Consider the following 19,953-nt stretch of genomic DNA (forward strand, 5'->3'; position numbering starts at 1 on the left):
CCCCTTTCCTTTTCCTCGGACAGGCGAACGAACCGGGTCCATACTCGGCGGCATGGGAAAGACCTATGAGCGCATAGACGGCCGCCTGCGCACGTTCATCGAGGCGCAGCCGGTCTTCTTCACCGCGACCGCACCCCTGTCCGCCGACGGCACGGTCAACCTCTCGCCCAAGGGCCTCACGGGGTCCTTCGCGGTTCTCGACGAACTCACCGTGGCCTATCTCGACTTCGCCGGTTCCAACGCCGAGACCATCGCCCATCTGCGGGAGAACGGCCGCATCACCCTGATGTGGTGCGCCTTCCAGGGGCCGCCCACCATCGTGCGCGTGCACGGCCACGGCGAGCCCGTCTTCCGGGACGACCCGCGCTTTTTGGAACTGCTCGCCCGCTTCCCCGCCATCGATCCGACGGCCCACGGCCTGCGCGCGGTCGTCGTCGTGACCGCCGACCTCATCCGCGACACCTGCGGCTACGCCGTCCCCTGCATGGCGTACGAGGCGGACCGCGACCTGCACGGGAAGCGGTTCGCACGCGAGGACGACGCCTCGCTGGACGCGTACTTCACCAGGAAGGACCACGTCGCGACGAGCCTCGACGGCCTCCCCGGGCTGCCCCTGCCGCTGCCCCCGTCCCCGCGCCCCTCCTCCATGCCCACGCCCACGTCCACGCCCCGGGACGGGTGACGGCCGCACGCTCCCGCCCTGCCTCCGGGCGCCGCCGCACGCCGCCGTCCCACTTCCTGCCCCCTGCCTCCGGACACCACTGAACGCTCCCGTCCCACGGCACGTATGTGTGGGCCAAGGGTCAAGTCCCACGGAGGAACCGTGACCACCACGCTCGCAGGCGGACGTGCCGCCCGCCGCCAGACGATGCGCCGCATCCGTCCGCGCCGCTCCCCCGCCGTGCCCCTGCTGCTCGCCGTGGGGGCGGGCGCGGTGGCCGTGCTGTGGTTGTGGTGGAACAACACACCGTCCATCTCGGACACCACCGGCCGGATCATCGCCGCGGGCCGCATCACCGGTCTGCTGGGCGGCTACCTGATGGCCCTCGTGGTGCTGCAGATGGCCCGGGTCCCCGCACTGGAGCGCCGGGTGGGCTCGGACCGGGTCGCCCGCTGGCACGCGATGAGCGGGCGCTACACCGTCAGCCTGGTCGTCGCCCACGTCTTCCTCATCATGTGGGGCTACGCCCTCCAGGCGGGCAAGGGACTCGGCGACATCGTCCAGCAGACGATCACCTCGGTCGATCAGCTGCCGGACATGGGCAAGGCCGCCATCGGCACGGGTCTGCTGTTCCTGATCGCCCTCCTCTCGATCGGCCCGGTCCGCCGCCGGCTGCCGTACGACAGCTGGTACCACGTGCACCTGCTGACGTACGCGGCGATGTATCTGACGTTCTGGCACCAGATCACCACCGGCAACGAGTTCGCCGTGGAGCCGTCCGCGAAGACCTTCTGGTACGGGCTCTACGGCGTCGTCACCGCGCTGGTCCTCTGGTACCGGGTGATCACCCCGATCCGGCTGAACCTGCGGCACCGGATGCGGGTCGAGGCGGTCATCGAGGAGACGCCGGGCATCGTGTCGGTGCTGATCGGCGGGCGCAGGCTGCACCGGATCGGTGCCGAGGCGGGGCAGTTCTTCCGCTGGCGGTTCCTGGCGCCGGGGATGCGGTTCAGCTCCCACCCGTATTCGCTGTCGGCGGCGCCCCGCCCCGACATGCTGCGGATCACGGTGAAGGCGATCGGCGACCACACCACCCGGCTGCGCGAACTGGAGCCCGGCACCCGGGTGTGGGCGGAGGGCCCCTACGGGGCGCTGACCGCCCAGCGCCGCAGCCGCGGCAAGGTGCTGCTGGTCGCCGGCGGTGTGGGCATCACGCCGATGCGGGCCCTGTTCGAGACGCTGCCCGGCGCCTCCGGCGACATCACCCTGCTCTACCGGGCCAACAGCACCCACGACCTGGCCCTGTGGAGCGAGCTGGCCAAGATCGCCGACGAGCGCGGCGCCCGTCTGATGTACGCGGTGAACAGCCCCGAGGGGGAACGCCCCGACATCTCCGCGGAGAGCCTGCGCCGCAAGATTCCCGACATCGACGACCACGACGTCTTCATGTGCGGCCCGCCCGGGTTCGCCCAGTCGGTCTACGACGCACTGCGCGGCGCCGGGGTCCCCGCCCGCCGTATCCACCACGAGTCGTTCGAGATGTGAGCGACGGGTCATCCACACCCATCAGGAGCTTGAGAAACGATGAGGAAGAGTCACCCCGTCCGGCGTGCCGTGCTGGCCACCGCCGCCACCGTCTCCGGGATCGTGCTGCTGCTGACGCTGAAGCCCGATTCCGACCAGGGCCCGGCGGACGCGGCCGGCGCCGTCCCGCCCGCGGCCGCGCAGTCCCCGCAGGGCGGCGCCCAGGCCATCGCGAACGGCACCGTCACCGGTGAGGCGGCCGACACCCAGTACGGCGCGGTCCAGGTGCGCCTGACCGTGAGCGGCGGGAGGATCACCAAGGCCGAGGCCGTCCGGTCCCCCGAGGGCGGCCAGAGCGACCAGATCAACGCCAACGCCGTACCCAAGCTCAACCAGGCCGCGGTCGCCGCGCAGAGCGGCGAGATCGACGCGGTGTCCGGTGCGACGTACACCAGCGCCGGATACAAGAAGTCGCTGCAGTCCGCACTGGACAAGGCGAAGGCCGCCGGATCGGCCGAGAGCGAGGGCGGCGCGGGGAACGCGCAGGCCCTCGGGGACGGCACGGTCACCGGTGAGGCGGCCGACACCCAGTACGGCGCGGTGCAGGTGCGCCTGACGGTGAGCGGCGGGAAGGTCACCAAGGCCGAGGCCGTGCAGGCACCCAAGGGGGGCCAGAGCGACCAGATCACCGCCAACGCCGTACCCAAGCTCAACCAGGCCGCGGTCGCGGCCGGCAGCGCGGACGTCGACGCGGTGTCCGGTGCGACGTACACCAGCGCCGGATACAAGAAGTCGCTGCAGTCCGCACTGGACCAGGCGAAGGCCGCCGGATCGGCCGGAGCCGCCGGGAACGGGGGCGACGCCGCCGGGGATGCCTCCGCCGGTGACGGTTCCGCCGGGAGCGGGCAGGGCGAAGGCGGCGGCAGTGCCCGGGCCTCCCTCGAGGACGGCACGGTGACCGGTGACGCGGCGCAGACGGAGTACGGAGCCGTGCAGGTCCGGATCACCGTCGAGGGCGGGAGGATCACCAAGGCCGAGGCCGTCCAGGCACCCAAGGGCGGCCAGAGCGACCGGGTCACCAACCTGTCGGTCCCGAGGCTCAACCAGGCCGTCGTGAAGACCGGCGGCGCGGACATCGACGCCGTGTCGGGCGCCACGTACACCAGCGCCGGATACAAGAAGTCGCTGCAGTCCGCACTGGACCAGGCCGGTGGCTGAGACGGTGGCCGAGTCCGCACAGGCTCCCGCCGCGGTGCGTCGCACGGAGGAGACGATGGGGACCGTCTTCTCCTTCGACGTCCGCGGCGGGGAACCCGCCGCCGTGCACGCGGCGTTGGAGGACGCGGCCGCCGGGCTGCGCCGCGTCGACGAGGTGTTCAGCACCTACCGCGACGACTCGCAGATCTCGCGGCTGGCGCGCGGCGAGCTGACGGTCGGGGAATGCGACCCCGAGGTCGCCGAGGTCCTGGAGCTGGCCGCGGAGGCTGAGCGGGTGAGCGACGGCTGGTTCAGCACGCGCTACCGCGGCCGGCTCGACCCGACCGGCATCGTCAAGGGCTGGGCGACCGAGCGGGCCGCGCGACGGCTCGCTCGGGCCGGGGCGGTCGGTGTGAGCCTCAACGGCGGCGGTGACGTGCAACTGCTGGGTACGCCGGGCGCCGGGCGGCCGTGGCGGGTGGGGGTGGCGGACCCACTCCGTCCGGGCGGCCTCGCGGCCGTCGTCTCCGCCGCCGGGGCCGACGAACTGGCCGTCGCCACCTCGGGCACCGTCGAGCGCGGCGACCACATCGTCGACCCGCGCACCGGCCGCCCCGCGGTCACCGACCTGGTCGCGGTGACCGTGGTGGCGCCCAGGCTGACCTGGGCCGACTGCTGGGCCACGGCCGCCTTCGCGATGGGGTCGCGGGAGGGCCTCGCGTGGCTGGAGACCCTGCCCGGCGTGGAGGCGCTGCTGATCACCGCGGGCGACGAGGTGCGCTGCACGGGAGGGCTGGCCGCCCGGCTGGGGTGAGTGACGCCGGGCGGCCCGTGAGCGGCAGGCGGCCCTGCGGCCCGTTCAGTTCCCGTTCTGCGCCAGTCTCAGCATGTGCTCGGCCAGCGCCTGTCCGCCCACCGGGTCGCGGCTGATCAGCATGAGGGTGTCGTCACCGGCGATGGTCCCCAGGATGTCGTGCAGCTCTGCCTGGTCGATCGCCGAGGCCAGGAACTGGGCGGCGCCCGGCGGGGTGCGCAGGACCACGAGATTGGCGGACGCCTCCGCGGAGATCAGCAGCTCCTGGGAGAGCCGCCGCATCCGTTCCTCCTTCGCGGACTCCCCGAGCGGTGCGCGCGGAGTGCGGAAGCCGCCCTCGCTCGGCACCGCGTAGATGAGGTCGCCGTCGGTGTCGCGGATCTTCACCGCGTTCAGCTCGTCCAGGTCCCGGGAGAGCGTCGCCTGGGTGACGGTCAGTCCGTGGTCGGCGAGCAGCTTCGCCAGCTGGCTCTGCGAGCGCACGGGTTGCCGGTTGAGGATGTCCACGATCCGGCGGTGGCGCGCGGTGCGGGTCTGCGGTACGGCAGGCCCGGCAGGCTGTCCGTGGTCCTGATCGTGGCTCATCGTCGTCTCATTCTCCGGTCGTCCTCGGGGCGTGCTCCGGACGGCTCGTGATCCGGTTCATCGCCCTGCTCGTCGTCCGGGTCTCGCCCGGTTCGTCGTCCGGCTCACTGTCCGGCTCGTCGTCCGGCTCACTGTCCGGCTCGTCCTTCTGCGCCCGCCGCCCGGCCGGCTGCGTCCAGGATGCCGGGCAGCGCCCCGAGGAAGGCGTCCACCGCGTCGGTCCCGAGGATCAGCGGCGGCATGAGCCGTACGACATCGGGGGCGGGCGCGTTCACCAGGAAACCGGCGTCCTGAGCCGCCTGTTGCACCCGGGGCGCGAGCGGTTCGGTGAGCACGATACCCAGGAGCAGGCCGACGCCCCGGACATGGCTGATCAACGGGTTGCCGAGGGACTCGATCCCGTCGCGCAGCCGCTCGCCCTGCCGCTTGACGTTCTCGAGCAGTCCTTCGTTCTCGATGGTGTCGAGGACGGCGAGTCCGGCGGCGCAGGCGACCGGGTTGCCACCGAAGGTCGTGCCGTGCTGGCCCGGGTGCAGCAGGTCCGCGGCGCGTCCGAAGGCGACCGTCGCGCCGATCGGCAGCCCGCCTCCGAGTCCTTTGGCGAGGGTGACGACGTCGGGCAGGACACCTTCGTGGGCCTGGTACTCGAACCAGTTGCCGGTGCGGCCGATGCCGGTCTGCACCTCGTCCAGGACGAGCAGCGCGCCCGTGGCGGCCGTGATGGCGCGGGCGGCCTTCAGATAACCGGGCGGGGGCACCACGACCCCGTTCTCGCCCTGGATCGGCTCGATGATCACCAGCGCCGTGTCGTCGGTGACCGCGGCGGCCAGGGCCTGCGCGTCGCCGTAGGGGACATGGGTGACGTCCCCGGGCAGCGGCGCGAACGGCTCCCGCTTGCCCGGCTGGCCGGTGAGCGCGAGGGCGCCCATGGTGCGGCCGTGGAAGCCGCCGTCGGTGGCGACCATGCGGGCCCGGCCGGTGAGCCGTCCGATCTTGAACGCGGCCTCGTTGGCCTCGGCGCCCGAGTTGCAGAAGTACACCCGGCCGTCGCGGCCGAAGAGCCTCAGGAGCCGTTCGGCGAGCGCGACGGGCGGTTCGGCGACGAACAGGTTGGAGACATGGCCGAGGGAGGCGATCTGCCGGCTGACGGCCTCGACGACGGCCGGGTGGGCGTGGCCGAGCGCGTTGACGGCGATGCCGCCGACGAAGTCGGTGTACTCCTTGCCGTCGGCGTCGCGGACGGTGGCGCCCGCGCCACCGGCCAGGGACAGCTTCGGAGTGCCGTAGTTGTTCATGAGCGCGCCCCGCCACCGCGCGCTCAGCTCCTCGTTGCTCATGACTCCCCCTGCGCGTGCGGTGCCCCGTCGGGCACGACCATGGTGCCGATGCCCTCGTCGGTGAAGATCTCCAGCAGGATCGAGTGCTGGACCCGGCCGTCGATGACGCGGGCGGTGGTCACGCCGCCTCGTACGGCGTGCAGGCAGCCCTCCATCTTCGGCACCATGCCCGAGGACAGCTCCGGCAGCAGTTTCTCGAGCTGGGACGCGGTGAGCCGGCTGATCACCTCGTCGGAGTTCGGCCAGTCCTCGTAGAGCCCCTCGACGTCGGTGAGGACCATGAGGGTCTCGGCGTCCAGAGCAGCAGCGAGTGCCGCAGCCGCCGTATCAGCATTGACGTTGTAGACATGGTGGTCGTCCTGGCTCCGGGCGATGGACGAGACGACCGGTATACGGCCGTCGGCGAGCAGGGCCTCGATGGCACCGGTGTCGATCTCGGTGATCTCCCCGACCCGTCCGATGTCGACGAACTCGCCGTCGATCTCGGGCCGGTGGCGGGTCGCGGTGATGGTGTGCGCGTCCTCGCCGGTGAGGCCGACGGCGAAGGGTCCGTGCCGGTTGAGCAGTCCGACCAGCTCACGCTGCACCTGTCCGGCCAGCACCATCCGTACGACGTCCATGGCGTCCTCGGTGGTCACCCTGAGGCCGGCCTTGAACTCGCTGACGATGCCGTGCCGGTCGAGCGCGGCGCTGATCTGCGGGCCGCCGCCGTGCACGACGACGGGCTTGAGTCCGGCGTGCCGCAGGAAGACCACGTCCTGGGCGAAGGCGTTCTTCAGTTCCTCGTCCACCATGGCGTTGCCGCCGAACTTGATGACGACGGTCTTCCCGTGGTGCCGGGTCAGCCAGGGCAGCGCCTCGATGAGGATCTGCGCCTTGGGCAGGGCGGTGTGCTTGCGGGTGGTGCTCATGAGGAGTACGCGCTGTTCTCGTGGACGTAGTCGGCGGTGAGGTCGTTGGTCCAGATGGTGGCGGTCGCGTCACCGGCGCCCAGGTCGGCGACGATGTGGACCTCGCGGTAGCGCATGTCGACCTTGTCGCGGTCCTCGCCGACGCCGCCGTTCTTGCACACCCGGACGCCGTTGATGGCGACGTCGAGCGCGTCGGGCTCGAAGGCGGCCTTCGTCGTGCCGATCGCGGACAGCACCCGGCCCCAGTTGGGGTCCTCGCCGTGGATGGCGCACTTGAGGAGGTTGTTGCGGGCGATGGAGCGGCCCACCTCGACGGCGTCGTCCTCGGTCGCGGCGCCCACGACCTCGACCTTGATGTCCTTGCTGGCGCCCTCGGCGTCACGGATGAGCTGCTGGCTGAGGTCGCCGCAGACGGCGCGTACGGCCTCGGCGAACTCCTCGTACCCGGGGGTGACGCCGGTGGCACCGGAGGCGAGCAGCAGCACGGTGTCGTTGGTGGACATGCAGCCGTCGGAGTCGACGCGGTCGAAGGTGACCCGGGTGGCGGCGCGCAGGGCCCGGTCCAGTGCCCCGGCTTCGACATCGGCGTCGGTGGTGAGGACGACCAGCATGGTGGCGAGGCCGGGGGCGAGCATGCCGGCGCCCTTGGCCATGCCGCCGACGGTCCAGCCGTCCTTCGTCACCACGGCGGTCTTGTGCACGCTGTCGGTGGTCTTGATGGCGATGGCTGCCTTCTCACCGCCGTGCTCGGACAGCTGACCGGCGGCCGTCCCCAGCCCCGGCAGCAGCTTGTCCATGGGAAGGGTGACGCCGATGAGCCCGGTGGAGCAGACGGCGATCTCCCCCGCGCCCGTGCCGAGGATCTCCGCGGCCCGCTCGGCGGTGGTGTGGGTGTCCTGGAATCCCTTGGGCCCCGTACAGGCGTTGGCACCACCGGAGTTGAGGACGACGGCGCCGACCCGGCCGCCCTTGAGCACCTGCTCGGACCAGAGCACGGGCGCGGCCTTGACGCGGTTGGAGGTGAAGACGCCCGCGGCCGCGCGGCGCGGTCCGTTGTTGACCACGAGGGCCAGGTCGGGGTTGCCGTTCTCCTTGATCCCGGCGGCGATGCCCGCCGCCGTGAATCCCTTTGCTGCCGTCACACTCACGGCGCGACTCCGATCGTGGTCAGTCCGGTGGACTCGTCGAGCCCGAGGGCGATGTTCATGCTCTGCAGAGCGCCGCCCGCGGTGCCCTTGGTGAGGTTGTCGATGGCGCTGATCGCGATGATCCGTCCCGCGGCCCCGTCGTACGCGACCTGGACCTGAACGGCGTTGGAACCGTGGACGGACGCCGTCGCGGGCCACTGGCCCTCGGGGAGGAGGTGGACGAAGGGTTCGTCGGCGAACGCCTTCTCGTAGGCGGTCCGGACGGCCGCGGCGGTGACGCCGGGCCGGGCCTTGGCGGTGCAGGTGGCGAGGATGCCGCGGGGCATCGGCGCGAGCGTCGGGGTGAAGGAGACCAGGACCCGCTCCCCCGCCGCGGCGCTGAGGTTCTGGATCATCTCGGGGGTGTGCCGGTGGACGCCGCCGACGCCGTACGGCGACATCGACCCCATGACCTCGCTGCCCAGCAGATGCGGCTTGGCCGCCTTGCCGGCGCCGGAGGTGCCGGAGGCGGCGACGATCACCGCCTCGGCCTCGGCGAGGCCCGCCGTGTACGCCGGGAACAGGGCGAGCGAGACGGCGGTCGGGTAGCAACCTGGCACCGCGATGCGCTTGGACCCCTCCAGCGCGGCGCGGCCGCCCGGCAGTTCGGGCAGGCCGTAGGGCCAGGTACCGGCGTGTGGGGAGCCGTAGAACCTCTCCCAGTCACCGGCGTCGGTGAGCCGGTGGTCGGCGCCCATGTCGACGACGAGCACGTCCGGCCCGAGCTGCTCGGCGACGGCGGCGGACTGGCCGTGCGGCAGCGCGAGGAAGACCACGTCATGCCGTCGGCCCTGTCCGGCGAGCACCTCGGCCGTGGTCGGCTCCAGCACCCGCTCGGCGAGCGGCACCAGGTGCGGCTGCAGGCTCCCGAGCCGCTGCCCGGCGTTGGAGTTCCCGGTCAGCGCCCCGATCTCCACCCCCGGGTGCGCGAGCAGCAGCCTCAAGAGCTCCCCGCCCGCATATCCACTGGCCCCGGCCACAGCCACTCGTACGCTCACGGAAACCTCCTCATCGATGGCATGACTATACGTACATGCGCACGTTTATGCAACGCAGGTCGGGCTGCCGGTGCGCGTCGGCTGTGACCGGGATTTTTAGTTGGCGAATCATGGTCTGAGCCTGGCGTTTATCCTCGGCGGGCTTGGCATTCCTTGATCGACTCGGCGCGTTTGACCGTCTTGCCGACGTCGTGGCGCTTGGCCCGGTGCTTGTTTTTCGAGCCGGGAGGCCGTCCCGGTCCCGGCTTGGACGGTTTCGGTGCGGCCGCCGGACGGGCCGCCGTCGCGTGGACGTTGCGAAACCCCCGGCGGACGCGGGCGGGGTGAGACGGTGAGGACACCGCCGTGCCGACGGGGCCGCCCGCCCTTCGGGCCGGAACGCGCGGGGCCTGCGTCGCGGAGCATGACCCGGTCCGAGCGCAGACGCCCGACCAGCACGACCAGCACGACCGGCAGGTCGGCCAGGGCGTGGGAGAGGTAGGTGACGTCGTAGCCGGCGTCCATCACGATCAGGATCTCCAGGTCGCCCGGCCGCCAGTGCCCGGCTTGCGTCAACCGCTCGACGACGTCGAGCGGTTGGGCAGCGGTCACGAGCGTCGCGTCGTCGGCGGGCCCCAGACGGACGGCGTCCAGCAGCGCGACCCAGGAGGTGCGGCCGGACTCCAGCGCGGCAACGAAGGAGTACGGCCAGCCCGGCACGAACTGGTCCGCCCTGCGGTCGCCACGTCCGTAGACGTGGCAGAACAGCCGATCGCCGCTGGTCGGGGCATCGGGACGGAGCCAGTTGCTCACGTCCACGGCCAGCACGATCCGCCCGTCGGCCGCCTTCGGCAGCGGCAGGCCGGCCAGCGTGCGGCGCAACCGCGTCGGCTCAAGCCAACCGCGGTCCGAAGCCGCGTACAGGGCGCCGTGCCCGCGCCGGTGCTCGACCGCCGGCGACAGCTCGACCAGGGTCTTCACCGGCCCGCCCGTGCACAACACCGCGTCCGTGAGCTCGAAGAGCGCGTCCTGGCGGGCGTAGAGGCATTCGTAGAACTCGACCCGAAAGCGGGACAGGATGCCCAATGCGTCGCCTGCGGGCGCGCCGACGGGGAGACTCATACGCAGCGGCTGTTCTCTCGTGCTTCGTTACTCGATTGTTCTCTCGTGCTTCGTTACTCGACATCTCGAAGCGTGGAGAACGGCCGCCCCGGCTGTCCCGGGAGGAACCGCGGATCAGCAGGTCGGATGACCTTCGAGTGCGTGCGGACCGGAGCACGGTGGAACGCCGGGTGCCACCACGATCCGGCGACACATACCACCGCGCGGCGCCCGGCGAGACCCCGTTCTGACGGAGCACACCGGTGGAGCGACCGTTCGGCCGAGGGTGTAGCCGTACTTCTCGGCGACCTCGCCCATGACGACCACGTCGGCCTGGTCGGGGAGGGGAGCAATCCAGCCCCGAACACCGGGGCGGCCGATCTCCCGGAACATGCCGTCCATGCCGCCGGGGACGTAGAGGAAGTACATATAAGGGCAGGACGGTCCTGGCTGGTGTCGGTGGCCCCTCGAAGACCACCGGGCACGACACCGGGCCGAGAGCCGTGCGGTTCACGGGCGGAACACCGAGCGGCTCCCCGGCAGCCGCCCTGGCTGAATGGGTCGGCAACCCGACCACACGGGCGAGTCACTTGGTCGAATGGTGCCGGCGTGCGCCCTGTGGCTCGGTCACTGCAGGATGGTTGCGGACTGCGCTCCGGTGATGGCTCCGCCCGACCAGAGCGAACTGTCCCAGGCCGACGTCATTCGCGTGACCAGCCCAGCGTTGTCCAGTTCGAGGGCAGTGATGCCCCTGGGCGCCGGGGCTGAGGGATTGACCCATTCGTAGCCGCCTCCCCGGCCGCTGCCGGACACGTGGCGCACTCTCGCCCCGGGGCCGTATGGAAGTGACCGAAGCGCGGAGTTCAGGAACGACTCGATGGAGTGCCGTCCTTCGACGGTGGTGTGCAGGCCGAGGTCCTCGAGCAGCGCATCCGGGTGGAAGAGAGGCACCGCGCTGTGCGTGTCTCCTGAGCTCAAAGCGCCGGAGAGGGCCTTTACAGTCGACCTGATCGTCCGTGGTGCTGTCTTCGCCAGGTTCTTCTCACCGAAGTCGGTCGGGAACCGGTCGGCGGGTGTGCGCTGCTTGGCGATGTCGGCCATGGTGAAGGCCCTGCCGTCCCAGTAGTCGACCCAGCGCACGATCTTGCCACCTTCGAAGTTGACAGCTCCGACAGGGCGGATCTCATGGCCGAACAGTTCGGGAGTGTCCGTGAAGAAGACCAGGGCGCTGTCGGTGTTCCCGACGATCCGGGTGGGGTACGAGGCCGCGGTCTTGGGCCAGGTCGGCATCAGCTGGGCGAACAGGTCGTAGAGCTCCTTCCGGCTGTACCAGGACCAGCCCAGCGTGGCATCGACGTACGTCACATTTCGCGAGAAGTGCGCCATCGTGGCACCGAGGTCTGCCGCTGTCTTCGCCTCGAAATAGGACGTCAGGACGCGGACGACGCCGGGGGTTGCCCGGGTGACGTCGACGTCCCGGCCGAGGATCCGGGTGTGTTCGGTGGCGCGTTGGCGCGGAGCAGCAGCGGCGGCCACGCCGGTGGACAGACCTACGGCGGCGCCCAGGGCTGTGGTCAGCAGTGTTCGGCGGTGGTGCGTCACTTTGTCAGCGGACTTGGTCATCAGAGTTCTCCCATGAGTGTGGTGTCAGGTACCTGCCGTGAGTCATGTGATCACCAACGACGGCACGGTAAGTAAAGTTAGTAACTTACTTTTCGTCAAGTGGCATACTCCGGGTTCAGCGTCCTACCCTGCTTCCACCAGGGAAATGAGAGGAGTGGATACGGTGGACGCACCTGCCGCAGGGGAAGCACCGCGCCCCGGCCCCTTGCGCGAGGGGTCCCGCTACTGTCCGAAATTCCACTCGACGGTCGAGCTGATCGGACGCCGGTGGAACGGCGCGATCCTGCTGGCGATCATCCGCGGGGCCGACCGGTACAAGGATGTGCTCGACGCCGTGCCCGGCCTGTCCGAGCGTTTGCTTGCACAGCGTTTGAAGGAACTGGAGCAGGCCCGGGTCATCGAGAGGAACGTCATCCCGAGCACGCCTGTCCGGATCACCTATCACCTGACCCCACGCGGAACCGAGCTGGCAGAGGCGATCGAGCCGCTCCTCGCCTGGGGAGATCGATGGATCGGCCCCGACTCCGCGGACACCGCCTGATCCGGCACAAACTTGACCCCTGTCGGGAATCCGAAAGCAGGGCCGATCTCAAAGTCGTGGAGTTCTCCGGCGACCGGATCACCGGCATCACGGCCTTCCGGGACACCGAGCGCCTCTTCCCGCTCTTCGGCCTGCCGGACGACGTGGGCGAGGACGTGCGACTCGGAGATCGGGGCTGACTGTTTGCCGGCCTCCTCGTCGGGGGTGCGGGCGACGAGGGCGTCGGCATGGCCGTGTCCCAGGCCGTGCTCGGACCCGAGCCGGTTGACGGGCTCCAGGTGCTCGGCGAGCCGGGAGGTGCGGACGAGCTCCTTCCAGGGCGGCTGGATCTGCTCCGCCGCCCCGGCCGCGCTGCCTTTTCTGCTTCGTCTGGCTGCCGACCCGCAGGTGCCGAGCCGTCGCACGGTGCTGGAACTGGTGGCCATGCTGGCGGCGGAGGCCGGCCAGGTCACCGAAAGGTTCATGGATCCCGGCTGGGCGCCGGCGTGGGAGCAGGTGCTGCCCGGGGTGCTGGCCCTGCTGACCGACCCCGAGCCAAAGATCCGGCGCGCCGCGGCCGACGTGGCCGGTGTCTGCACCAGCCCCGGTGCGCTCCTGCTGCCCGGACTCCTGCGGTGCTGGCGGGCGGAGAGGGATCCGGTGACCCGCCTCGACCTGGTCCTCGCACTCGGTCAGGCGCTCCGGCGGGAGCCGGCCGGTGACCGGTCCGACGAGGCAGTCTCCCTCCTCCGTTCGCTGCTCGGCTCTCCGGAGTCCCAGCTTCGTCTGGCAGCGGTGCACGCGCTCGCGGCGGGCGACCCGGGCCTCGCGGCGAGGCGGCTGGACCTCGTGCTGGACGCCGTCCGCGATCCGAGCGTGGAGTTGTGGCAGCGCACCAGCTCCCTGGAGAGCGGGGCGCAGGGTGTCCAGGGCTGGACGGCGGCGCTGTTCACGGGCGCCTCCACCGCTTCCACCGCCTTCGCCGCCTCCACTGCTTTCACGCAAGGCCTGCTGGCCGACCATCCCGACGAAGGGCAGCGGATCGGTGGTCTGGCACAGGCGGGCGGGCTGCTGTCGCAGTGGCGCTCGCCGGCCGAGGCGCTGCTGCCGGCCGTCGCGACCCGGCTGGACGATCCGGTCACCGAGGTGCGCTACCGGGCGACCGAGCTGCTGGCCTGCCTCGGCCCGTCGGCCGCCGCCCATGCCGACGCGGTCGCCGGGCTCCTCGGCGACACCGCGGCCCGGACGGCACGCGGGGCGGAGACGGTCGCCGAGGCGGCGCTGTGGGCGCTGGCCCGGATGAACGATCCGCGCTGCCTGCCGGGCCTGGCCGACATCATCGCCGGCGCCCGGTCCGGTTTCGCATCGACCTCCGCCTTTTCCGGGAGCGCCCGCGGCGCCTTCCACGACCCCGTCCTCCCCGCCCTCGACGAGGTGCTCGTTCGCCTGCCGGACCACGCCGAGCTGCTGCTGCCGGCGATCTGCGACCGGCTCGGCACCGCCACGGACATTCACGTGCTCCGGCGCCTGTGCGGCGTGCTCGCCGCCTGGGGGACTGTCGCGCGGCCGGCAGTGCCGCACCTGCTCGACCTGCTGGGCGACAACGAGAGATGGACCGCGGCGGCGACGGCCCTTGCCGGGATCGGGCCGGCGGGCAGCGCGGGACGTGAACTGCTGCTGGCCCGATCGACCGCCGCAGGCCCAGGCTCTGACGCGGAGCTTGCCGCCTGGGCGTACTGGCAGGTCGGAGGGGAGCCGGGGCCGGTCCTGAAAGTGCTGGGGACCGCTGCTGCCGAGGACAGCTACCCCCACCCGGCCCTGCGCAAGCTGGCCGGCCTCGGCCCCCATGCCGCCGGCATGGCGGACCTGCTCCGCACGATGACCGGGGCCACCGACCCCTGGACCAGGGTCGAGGCCGCACACGCCCTGTGGGCCACGACCGGCGACACGGGAAGCACCGTCCCGATCCTGGTGGAGGCCGTGCAGGAGCTGGCCGAGGACACCTACCTGCCGGTCATGCTCCCCGCGGTGCGCCATCTGGCCCGGATCGGCACGGCAGCCCGGCCCGCGGCGCATCTCCTGCGCGACCTGCCGAACCGTGACCGCCGCCTCCACTACTTCGGCGGCTGGCGTGCCTTCACCGAGGACGAGTCCATACGCACCGCCGTCGACGAACTGCTCATCACGACCCGCTGACAGCTTCGTCCGTCGGTGATGTGGGCAGTGCACTGCCGGGCCACCCGAAGCGCTCGGTGACAGCACAGCGGCGGGGCGGCCGTGCCGCGCCCGACCGGATCGGGCACAGGATGTCGGGTCCGGCGGGGTGTGTGCTGCCTAGCGTGGTGGTCGCACACGAGAAGGAAGGGGACCGGGCGTGCTGGAGCGGCTCAACCAGGCCATGGAGCACATCGAGCGCCACCTCGACGGGCCCGTCGACGTGGCGGGGCTGGCGCGTACCGCGACGACCTCGGAGTATCACCTGCGCCGGATGTTCTCCGCGCTGGCGGGCATGCCGTTGTCGGAGTACGTCCGGCGTCGGCGGCTGACCGTGGCGGGCGCCGAGGTGCTCGCCGGCCGTGAGTCGCTGCTGGAGGTCGCGGTGCGCTACGGGTACGGCTCCGGGGAGGCGTTCGCACGGGCGTTCCGCGCCATGCACGGTGTCGGTCCGGGCGAGGCCCGGCGCACCGGCTGCGCACTCGTCTCCCAGCCCCGGTTGACCTTCCGCCTCACCGTCGAAGGGAGCAGCAGCATGCGCTATCGAGTGGTGGACCGGCCGGCCTTCACCGTCGTCGGTCCCAAGGCCCGGGTACCACTGGTGCACTCGGGGCCGAACCGGGCGATCATCGACTTCGTCCGCGGCATCGACCCGCGGACCGTGGAACGCCTGGAGAAACTGTCGGACCAGGATCCGCAGGGCATCGTCGCGGTCTGCGACGACCTGGACCCCAGCCGTGCCGAAGGTACCGAACTCGATTACTACCACGGGGTGCTCACGTCCGCGTCCGCCCCCGAGGGGACGACGTCCCTGGCCGTCCCGGCCGGCACCTGGGCCGTCTTCACCACCTCAGGGCCGGCCCCACAGGCCATCCAGGAGCTGTGGCGGGACGTGTTCGCCCAGTGGTTCCCGTCGAACCCGTACCGCGGCCGCCCCGGCCCGGAAATCCTGCGCACCCGCCTCTCCCCGGACGGAACCGAAGCAGACGCCGAACTGTGGCTGCCGGTGGAGCGGGAGCGGGAGTGAACACAGCGCCGGGGCGCCGACTGCCACCAGTACGAGCGCTTCGGCCGGGCGGGCGGGCCGGCTGAAGCGCTCGGCCCCGCCGGAGGCGCAGCCGCGGAAACAGCCCTACCGGGCCGCGAAACCGACGAACGCCGACCAGCTGTCCGAAGGAACCGCGACGCCCGGATGGCCTGTTTCCTTGGAGTCACGCACGCGGACGACATCGGGGCAGACGGCTATCTCGACGCACTGTCCCCCATCTCCGGCGCTGTAACCGCTCTTGAACCAGGCAAGGTCATCGGTCTCGTACCTGGAACGGTCCACGCTCATTCCTCCCTCAGTAGCTTCCCAACCAAGGCCAGTGACTCCTGCGGAGTGAGCGCCTGCGCACACAGCGTTCCGTAGGCGGCTTCCAGCTCCCTCACCCTCGCCCGCTCCGTGTGCAACCGGCTGTCGCTCTGAACCTCTGTGCAGGCGATCCTCCGCCTCGCCCGTGGACGACGTACACGCGGAGTTCGACCGGCTGCGCGGGCTCGGGGTGCGGTTCACCCGGGAGCCGCTGGAAATGGGCGGGGCCACCACCGCGGTTCTGGACGACACCTGCGGCAACCTGGTCCAGATCGTGCACAGCGAGTAAGGGGTCCTTGCACTATGAGCGCCCGATGAGGTCGCGTGGTCCGGGCGGGCATAGTGCAAGGACCCCTAAGACCCCGGGGGCACCGGGGCGCGCACGAAAGCCACCGTGGCGCCCTGCGGCAGATGCGGCGCGAGCCGCGCGAACGACGCCTCGCCCGCTCTCCGCCCGTGCGGGGCGACGGCCAGTGGCGCACCGGGCCTGCGGCCGGGTCCGACGAATCGAGCGACCGTGGGGGGGCGGCGGCACACGGCATGACCACGGCACTCCCCGGAGGGTGCGGGGCGGGGCAAGGCGCGGGCGCGGACTTCGGCTCGAGGTCTGGTACGGCCGAGCACATTCCTATTGCTTGAAAGTTGAAGCAAAGGCGATCGTGGTTTAGCTTGAATATTCAAGTTTGCCGGGACGGGTCGCCGCTCAGTGACGCGCGGCGCCTCCCACCGTCTTCGCCGTCCCCTTTCGAGGAGTCCCCCCATGACCAGTCCCACCACCACCTTGTCCCGGCCCGCCACCGCCTCCGATCAGGACGCCCCCGCCGCCCCCGCCCGCGCCTACGACGTCGGACTGCTGGTGCTGCGTCTCGTGCTCGGTCCGACGATGGCCGCGCACGGCGCGCAGAAGCTGTTCGGCTGGTTCGGCGGGGGCGGGATCGAGGGCACCGGGATGTACTTCACGTCCCTCGGCTACCCCTCGCCCGAGGCGTTCGCCGTCGTGGCCGGGCTCACCGAGACCCTCGGCGGACTCGGCCTCGCACTCGGCCTGCTCACCCCGCTCGCCGCCGCGGCCGTCGCCGGCACGCTGGTCAACGCGATCGTCGTGAAGTGGGGCGGCGGCTTCTTCGCCCCGGAGGGCGTGGAGTACGAGCTCCTCGTCGCCCTGGCCGCGGTGGCGCTCGCCCTGACCGGCCCCGGCCGGATCGCCGTGGACCGGCTGCTGCCCCGGCTGCGCTCCCACCGCCTCGCGTACGGCGTCGCAGCGGTCGTGCTCGGTGCCGTGCTGGCCGGCGTCACCCTGCTGCTGCGTCACTGAGGCACGGCAGGCGGGTTCCCGGTCGGTGCCGGGTGCGGGCCGTCGCCTCCTGGACGGCGGCCCGCACCCCTTCCGCTAGCGCTGCTTGATCCTCAGGAACGTCACCGAGTTGGCCGGGAACGTGTACGTGAACCTGTCGGACACGCCCCGGAACGTGGACGCGACCGGGGTCACCGGCGTGTCCGTCTCGGTGTTCACCGCGTCCGCGTCGGCGGCCAGGGTGGTCACCCGGGCGGTGGTGGCGGTCCTCGCGCCGCCGAGGCCGATCGTCGTGCGGGCCTCGGCCGGCTGGGCGTTGACGACCTTGACGACCAGGTCACCGGTGCGGTCGTCCTCGGTGACGACCTGACGGAACGGCTCGGCCGGCTTGTCGTCGGTGAAGCCGCCCCACTCCTGTCCGTCGAGGTAGAGGGTCACCTGGCGACCGCGCACCTTGATGTCGATGTCGTAGGCGCGGCCCGCCTCGATCGACCCGGCCTTGGAGATCAGCGTCGACTTGCCGCCGTCCGAGGCCTGTTCGACGGCGGACTGGGTGTTGTTCCAGCCGCCCAGGTTCCACCAGTAGTAGTTTCCGGTGTCCTTGACCCCGAAGGCGACGAGGAAGCCTTCCTTGCCGGACTTCTTGGTCGCCCTCACGTGCAGGTCGTAGTTCTGCCAGGCCGGGTCGCCCGCCGTGACCAGGGTGTTCTCGGCGGCCTCGTCGGTCTGGACGTACTGACCGTCCTGGACGCTCCAGCTGCCGCCGCCGCTGTGCGTCCACTGCGGGGCGCCACCCGAGAAGTCGTCGCTCAGCAGGGGCGCGCCGTCGGCGGCGGTCACCCGCACGTCGTCGTACGCGGCGCTGGTGGCCCAGGTCGACAGGCCGACCGCGCCGCTGATGGGACCACTGACGTCCGGGGTGCTGCTGGCCTTCGACGGGACGACACGGTCACCGGCGTTGGTCATGAACAGCTTCTGGACCTCGTAGTTGACCGAGCCCCACGAGGCGTGGTTGTTGAACCAGATCATGTCCGGCGACCACTGGACGTAGTCCTCGTTGGCCAGCAGCGGTGCGTACGAGGCGAGTTCGACGATGTCCGCGTTGCGTTCCAGGCCCGTCATGAACGCGGCTTCGGCCAGGCCGTTCTTCCAGGAGTTGCCCTGCGAGGCGTACTCGCCGAGGAAGACCTTCGGGCCGCCGCGGTCGTAGGAGTCGTAGCGGTCGTTGTTCTGCAGGAACCACTGCGGGCTGTTGTAGTAGTGCTCGTCGACCATGTCGACGTCGCCGTCGCGGTTGAGCTGCCAGAGGGTGTCGAAGGTCGTACCGGTGTCGTCCGGGCCCGAGTTGGAGATGACGGTGATGTCCGGGTGCTCGGCCTCGATCGCCGCGCGGAACCGCTCGAAGCGGGAGAAGAACTCCCCGGGCAGGTTCTCCTCGTTGCCGACCCCGATGTGGGTGAGGCCGAAGGGCCTCCGGTGGCCCATCTCGGCACGCACCCTGCCCCAGGTCGAGTCGGCCGGGCCGTTGGCGAACTCGATCAGGTCGAGGGTGTCCTGGACGTGCCGCTCCAGCAGTTCCTCGTCGTCCGTCGCCCTGTTCTGTCCGCACCCGGTGACCAGTGCGGGCACGACCGGGAGCGGCATCGCCCCGACGTCCTCGGCGAATCGGAAGTACTCGTAGTAACCGAGGCCGTAGCTCTGGTTGTAGCCCCAGAAGTTGGCGTTGGTGGCACGCTCCTCGACCGGTCCGACGGTGTCCTTCCACTGGTAGGAGCGCTTGCGCTGCCAGCCGGAGTCCTCGCTGTAGTCCTCCATGGAGCCGGTGTTGACCAGGCAGCCGCCGGGGAAGCGGACGAATCCGGGGTTCAGGGCGGCGATCTTTTCGGCGAGGTCCTTGCGCAGGCCGTTTCGCTGCCCCTTGTAGGTGTCTCGTGGGAACAACGACACCATGTCGAGGGCGGCTGCGCCGGAGGAGGCGACGGCGAGGCGGCCGCGGTTGCTGGTGCGGGTGGCGGTGAAGGTGGCCTCGTACCGGGCCCAGCCACCCCTGACGGCCACCCGGCGGGCGTTCGCGAGAGGGCCGGCGGCGTCCTTGAGCGTGACGGCGAGGGTGCTGCCGCTCTCGGCTCGGGCCCAGACGGAGAAGTCGTACCGCTTGCCCTGCTCCACCCGGACGCCGGTGTTGTAGCCCGCGTTCGTGACGGAGGAACCGGCGCCCAGGGAGAGGTAGTTGCGGTTGCGTTCGTTGAGCCGGCCGGAGTCGTCGCGCACCTCGGCCGTGCCGCCGGCCGTCCAGGAGGTCAGGGGCGTGTAGGAGCCGTTGTCGGCGGTGGAGTACTCGAAGGACCGGTTCTGTACGAGCTCGGCGTACAGCCCGCCGTCGGCGGCGCGGTTGATGTCCTCGAAGAAGACGCCGTACATCGTGTCGTCGATCGCGGCGCCCTCGGCGCGCGGGTCGACGGTGATCGTGTAGTCGGTGACGTCCTCGGCGTGCGCGGGGGCCGGCAGCAGGGCGGCGGCGGTCAGTAACGCGGTGGCGGTGAGCCCCGTTCTGAGACGGGCGCGGGCGCGGGCGCGTGGACGGGTGCGGGCGGTGCGTGACATGGATACTCCGCGGCTCTCGGTGGGAGTGGGTGGAGCTTCGCCTGGCGTTC

The 19,953-nt window shown here is 71.1% G+C and carries 17 protein-coding genes and 4 pseudogenes; 10 read left to right on the forward strand and 11 right to left on the reverse strand.

Annotation, left to right across the window (positions count from 1 at the left end; translation table 11 throughout):
• The first annotated feature begins 52 nt into the window (after positions 1 to 52).
• The 4 genes from ACWZEH_RS05365 to ACWZEH_RS05380 all read left to right on the forward strand — a co-directional run bounded on the left by ACWZEH_RS05365 (position 53) and on the right by ACWZEH_RS05380 (position 4,196).
• Positions 53 to 682, forward strand: a complete 630-nt coding sequence (locus ACWZEH_RS05365) for a pyridoxamine 5'-phosphate oxidase family protein (RefSeq protein ID WP_456196076.1) — start codon at positions 53 to 55, stop codon at positions 680 to 682.
• 141 nt (positions 683 to 823) lie between these two features.
• On the forward strand, positions 824 to 2,206 hold the full coding sequence (locus ACWZEH_RS05370) for a ferredoxin reductase family protein (RefSeq protein ID WP_456196077.1): 1,383 nt from the start codon (positions 824 to 826) through the stop codon (positions 2,204 to 2,206).
• A gap of 39 nt (positions 2,207 to 2,245) precedes the next feature.
• Entirely contained in the window at positions 2,246 to 3,403 is a 1,158-nt protein-coding gene (locus ACWZEH_RS05375; protein ID WP_456196079.1) for an FMN-binding protein, read from the forward strand.
• A 55-nt stretch (positions 3,404 to 3,458) separates the two neighbouring features.
• Positions 3,459 to 4,196 (forward strand): FAD:protein FMN transferase, encoded by a 738-nt coding sequence (locus ACWZEH_RS05380; protein WP_456199449.1) that lies wholly within the window; start codon positions 3,459 to 3,461, stop codon positions 4,194 to 4,196.
• 45 nt (positions 4,197 to 4,241) lie between these two features.
• Here ACWZEH_RS05380 and ACWZEH_RS05385 read toward each other — a convergent pair whose 3' ends face one another.
• The 7 genes and pseudogenes from ACWZEH_RS05385 to ACWZEH_RS05415 form a co-directional block, all read right to left on the reverse strand.
• On the reverse strand, positions 4,242 to 4,781 hold the full coding sequence (locus ACWZEH_RS05385; RefSeq protein WP_257849992.1) for an arginine repressor: 540 nt from the start codon (positions 4,779 to 4,781) through the stop codon (positions 4,242 to 4,244).
• Between the two features lie 128 nt (positions 4,782 to 4,909).
• Positions 4,910 to 6,118: an acetylornithine transaminase gene (locus tag ACWZEH_RS05390; RefSeq protein ID WP_456196081.1), complete on the reverse strand. Its 1,209-nt coding sequence runs from the start codon at positions 6,116 to 6,118 to the stop codon at positions 4,910 to 4,912.
• A complete protein-coding gene (gene argB / locus ACWZEH_RS05395; protein ID WP_456196083.1) occupies positions 6,115 to 7,029 on the reverse strand; it encodes an acetylglutamate kinase in 915 nt (304 codons plus the stop codon). Before argB ends, ACWZEH_RS05390 begins: the two co-directional genes overlap by 4 nt.
• Positions 7,026 to 8,177 carry a bifunctional glutamate N-acetyltransferase/amino-acid acetyltransferase ArgJ gene (gene argJ / locus ACWZEH_RS05400; protein WP_456196085.1) on the reverse strand — a complete coding sequence of 384 codons (1,152 nt, stop codon included), beginning with the start codon at positions 8,175 to 8,177 and terminating at the stop codon, positions 7,026 to 7,028. Before argJ ends, argB begins: the two co-directional genes overlap by 4 nt.
• Positions 8,174 to 9,214: an N-acetyl-gamma-glutamyl-phosphate reductase gene (argC, locus tag ACWZEH_RS05405; protein WP_456196086.1), complete on the reverse strand. Its 1,041-nt coding sequence runs from the start codon at positions 9,212 to 9,214 to the stop codon at positions 8,174 to 8,176. Before argC ends, argJ begins: the two co-directional genes overlap by 4 nt.
• 342 nt (positions 9,215 to 9,556) lie before the next feature.
• A pseudogene (locus tag ACWZEH_RS05410) lies at positions 9,557 to 10,315 on the reverse strand (transposase); the annotation flags it as partial.
• A gap of 606 nt (positions 10,316 to 10,921) precedes the next feature.
• Positions 10,922 to 11,917 (reverse strand): nuclear transport factor 2 family protein, encoded by a 996-nt coding sequence (locus tag ACWZEH_RS05415; protein ID WP_456196088.1) that lies wholly within the window; start codon positions 11,915 to 11,917, stop codon positions 10,922 to 10,924.
• Between the two features lie 163 nt (positions 11,918 to 12,080).
• Between ACWZEH_RS05415 and ACWZEH_RS05420 the strand changes: the two genes are divergently transcribed.
• Positions 12,081 to 12,458, forward strand: a complete 378-nt coding sequence (locus ACWZEH_RS05420) for a winged helix-turn-helix transcriptional regulator (protein WP_456196089.1) — start codon at positions 12,081 to 12,083, stop codon at positions 12,456 to 12,458.
• 47 nt (positions 12,459 to 12,505) lie between these two features.
• Positions 12,506 to 12,637, forward strand: a pseudogene (locus tag ACWZEH_RS05425) (RNA polymerase subunit sigma-70); the annotation flags it as partial.
• Positions 12,638 to 12,715: 78 nt separating this feature from the next.
• Here the strand turns inward: ACWZEH_RS05425 and ACWZEH_RS05430 are convergent.
• Positions 12,716 to 12,787, reverse strand: a pseudogene (locus ACWZEH_RS05430) (hypothetical protein); the annotation flags it as partial.
• Between ACWZEH_RS05430 and ACWZEH_RS05435 the strand changes: the two are divergent.
• Together ACWZEH_RS05435 and ACWZEH_RS05440 are read left to right on the forward strand one after the other, a co-directional pair.
• Positions 12,756 to 14,633, forward strand: a complete 1,878-nt coding sequence (locus ACWZEH_RS05435) for a hypothetical protein (protein ID WP_456196091.1) — start codon at positions 12,756 to 12,758, stop codon at positions 14,631 to 14,633. The pseudogene ACWZEH_RS05430 and the gene ACWZEH_RS05435 overlap by 32 nt on opposite strands.
• 178 nt (positions 14,634 to 14,811) lie before the next feature.
• Positions 14,812 to 15,678 carry an AraC family transcriptional regulator gene (locus ACWZEH_RS05440; protein ID WP_456196093.1) on the forward strand — a complete coding sequence of 289 codons (867 nt, stop codon included), beginning with the start codon at positions 14,812 to 14,814 and terminating at the stop codon, positions 15,676 to 15,678.
• A gap of 105 nt (positions 15,679 to 15,783) precedes the next feature.
• On the opposite strand, the gene ACWZEH_RS05445 is transcribed toward ACWZEH_RS05440, so the two are convergent.
• Together ACWZEH_RS05445 and ACWZEH_RS05450 are read right to left on the reverse strand one after the other, a co-directional pair.
• Complete coding sequence (locus ACWZEH_RS05445; protein WP_456196095.1) at positions 15,784 to 15,987, reverse strand: DUF397 domain-containing protein; 204 nt, start codon at positions 15,985 to 15,987, stop codon at positions 15,784 to 15,786.
• The gene (locus ACWZEH_RS05450; protein WP_456196097.1) at positions 15,984 to 16,103 is read right to left on the reverse strand and encodes a hypothetical protein; all 120 of its coding nucleotides are present in this window, start codon (positions 16,101 to 16,103) and stop codon (positions 15,984 to 15,986) included. Before ACWZEH_RS05450 ends, ACWZEH_RS05445 begins: the two co-directional genes overlap by 4 nt.
• A gap of 47 nt (positions 16,104 to 16,150) precedes the next feature.
• Here ACWZEH_RS05450 and ACWZEH_RS05455 point away from each other — a divergent pair.
• A pseudogene (locus ACWZEH_RS05455) lies at positions 16,151 to 16,294 on the forward strand (VOC family protein); the annotation flags it as partial.
• 471 nt (positions 16,295 to 16,765) lie between these two features.
• Entirely contained in the window at positions 16,766 to 17,320 is a 555-nt protein-coding gene (locus ACWZEH_RS05460) for a DoxX family protein (RefSeq protein WP_456196099.1), read from the forward strand.
• A 75-nt stretch (positions 17,321 to 17,395) separates the two neighbouring features.
• Here the strand turns inward: ACWZEH_RS05460 and ACWZEH_RS05465 are convergent, their stop codons facing one another.
• Complete coding sequence (locus ACWZEH_RS05465) at positions 17,396 to 19,903, reverse strand: alpha-L-arabinofuranosidase C-terminal domain-containing protein (protein ID WP_456196101.1); 2,508 nt, start codon at positions 19,901 to 19,903, stop codon at positions 17,396 to 17,398.
• Positions 19,904 to 19,953 lie beyond the last annotated feature (50 nt).

The organism is Streptomyces yamdrokensis (assembly GCF_053890455.1).

What these genes read in the sequence shown, in the direction of transcription:
- ACWZEH_RS05465 (WP_456196101.1), bottom strand. Translation starts at nt 19,903, where the DNA reads ATGTCACGCACCGCCCGCACCCGTCCACGCGCCCGCGCCCGCGCCCGT.
- ACWZEH_RS05380 (WP_456199449.1), top strand. Translation starts at nt 3,459, where the DNA reads ATGGGGACCGTCTTCTCCTTCGACGTCCGCGGCGGGGAACCCGCCGCC.
- ACWZEH_RS05365 (WP_456196076.1), top strand. Translation starts at nt 53, where the DNA reads ATGGGAAAGACCTATGAGCGCATAGACGGCCGCCTGCGCACGTTCATC.
- ACWZEH_RS05460 (WP_456196099.1), top strand. Translation starts at nt 16,766, where the DNA reads ATGACCAGTCCCACCACCACCTTGTCCCGGCCCGCCACCGCCTCCGAT.
- ACWZEH_RS05390 (WP_456196081.1), bottom strand. Translation starts at nt 6,118, where the DNA reads ATGAGCAACGAGGAGCTGAGCGCGCGGTGGCGGGGCGCGCTCATGAAC.
- ACWZEH_RS05375 (WP_456196079.1), top strand. Translation starts at nt 2,246, where the DNA reads ATGAGGAAGAGTCACCCCGTCCGGCGTGCCGTGCTGGCCACCGCCGCC.
- ACWZEH_RS05385 (WP_257849992.1), bottom strand. Translation starts at nt 4,781, where the DNA reads ATGAGCCACGATCAGGACCACGGACAGCCTGCCGGGCCTGCCGTACCG.
- ACWZEH_RS05415 (WP_456196088.1), bottom strand. Translation starts at nt 11,917, where the DNA reads ATGACCAAGTCCGCTGACAAAGTGACGCACCACCGCCGAACACTGCTG.
- argB (WP_456196083.1), bottom strand. Translation starts at nt 7,029, where the DNA reads ATGAGCACCACCCGCAAGCACACCGCCCTGCCCAAGGCGCAGATCCTC.
- ACWZEH_RS05445 (WP_456196095.1), bottom strand. Translation starts at nt 15,987, where the DNA reads ATGAGCGTGGACCGTTCCAGGTACGAGACCGATGACCTTGCCTGGTTC.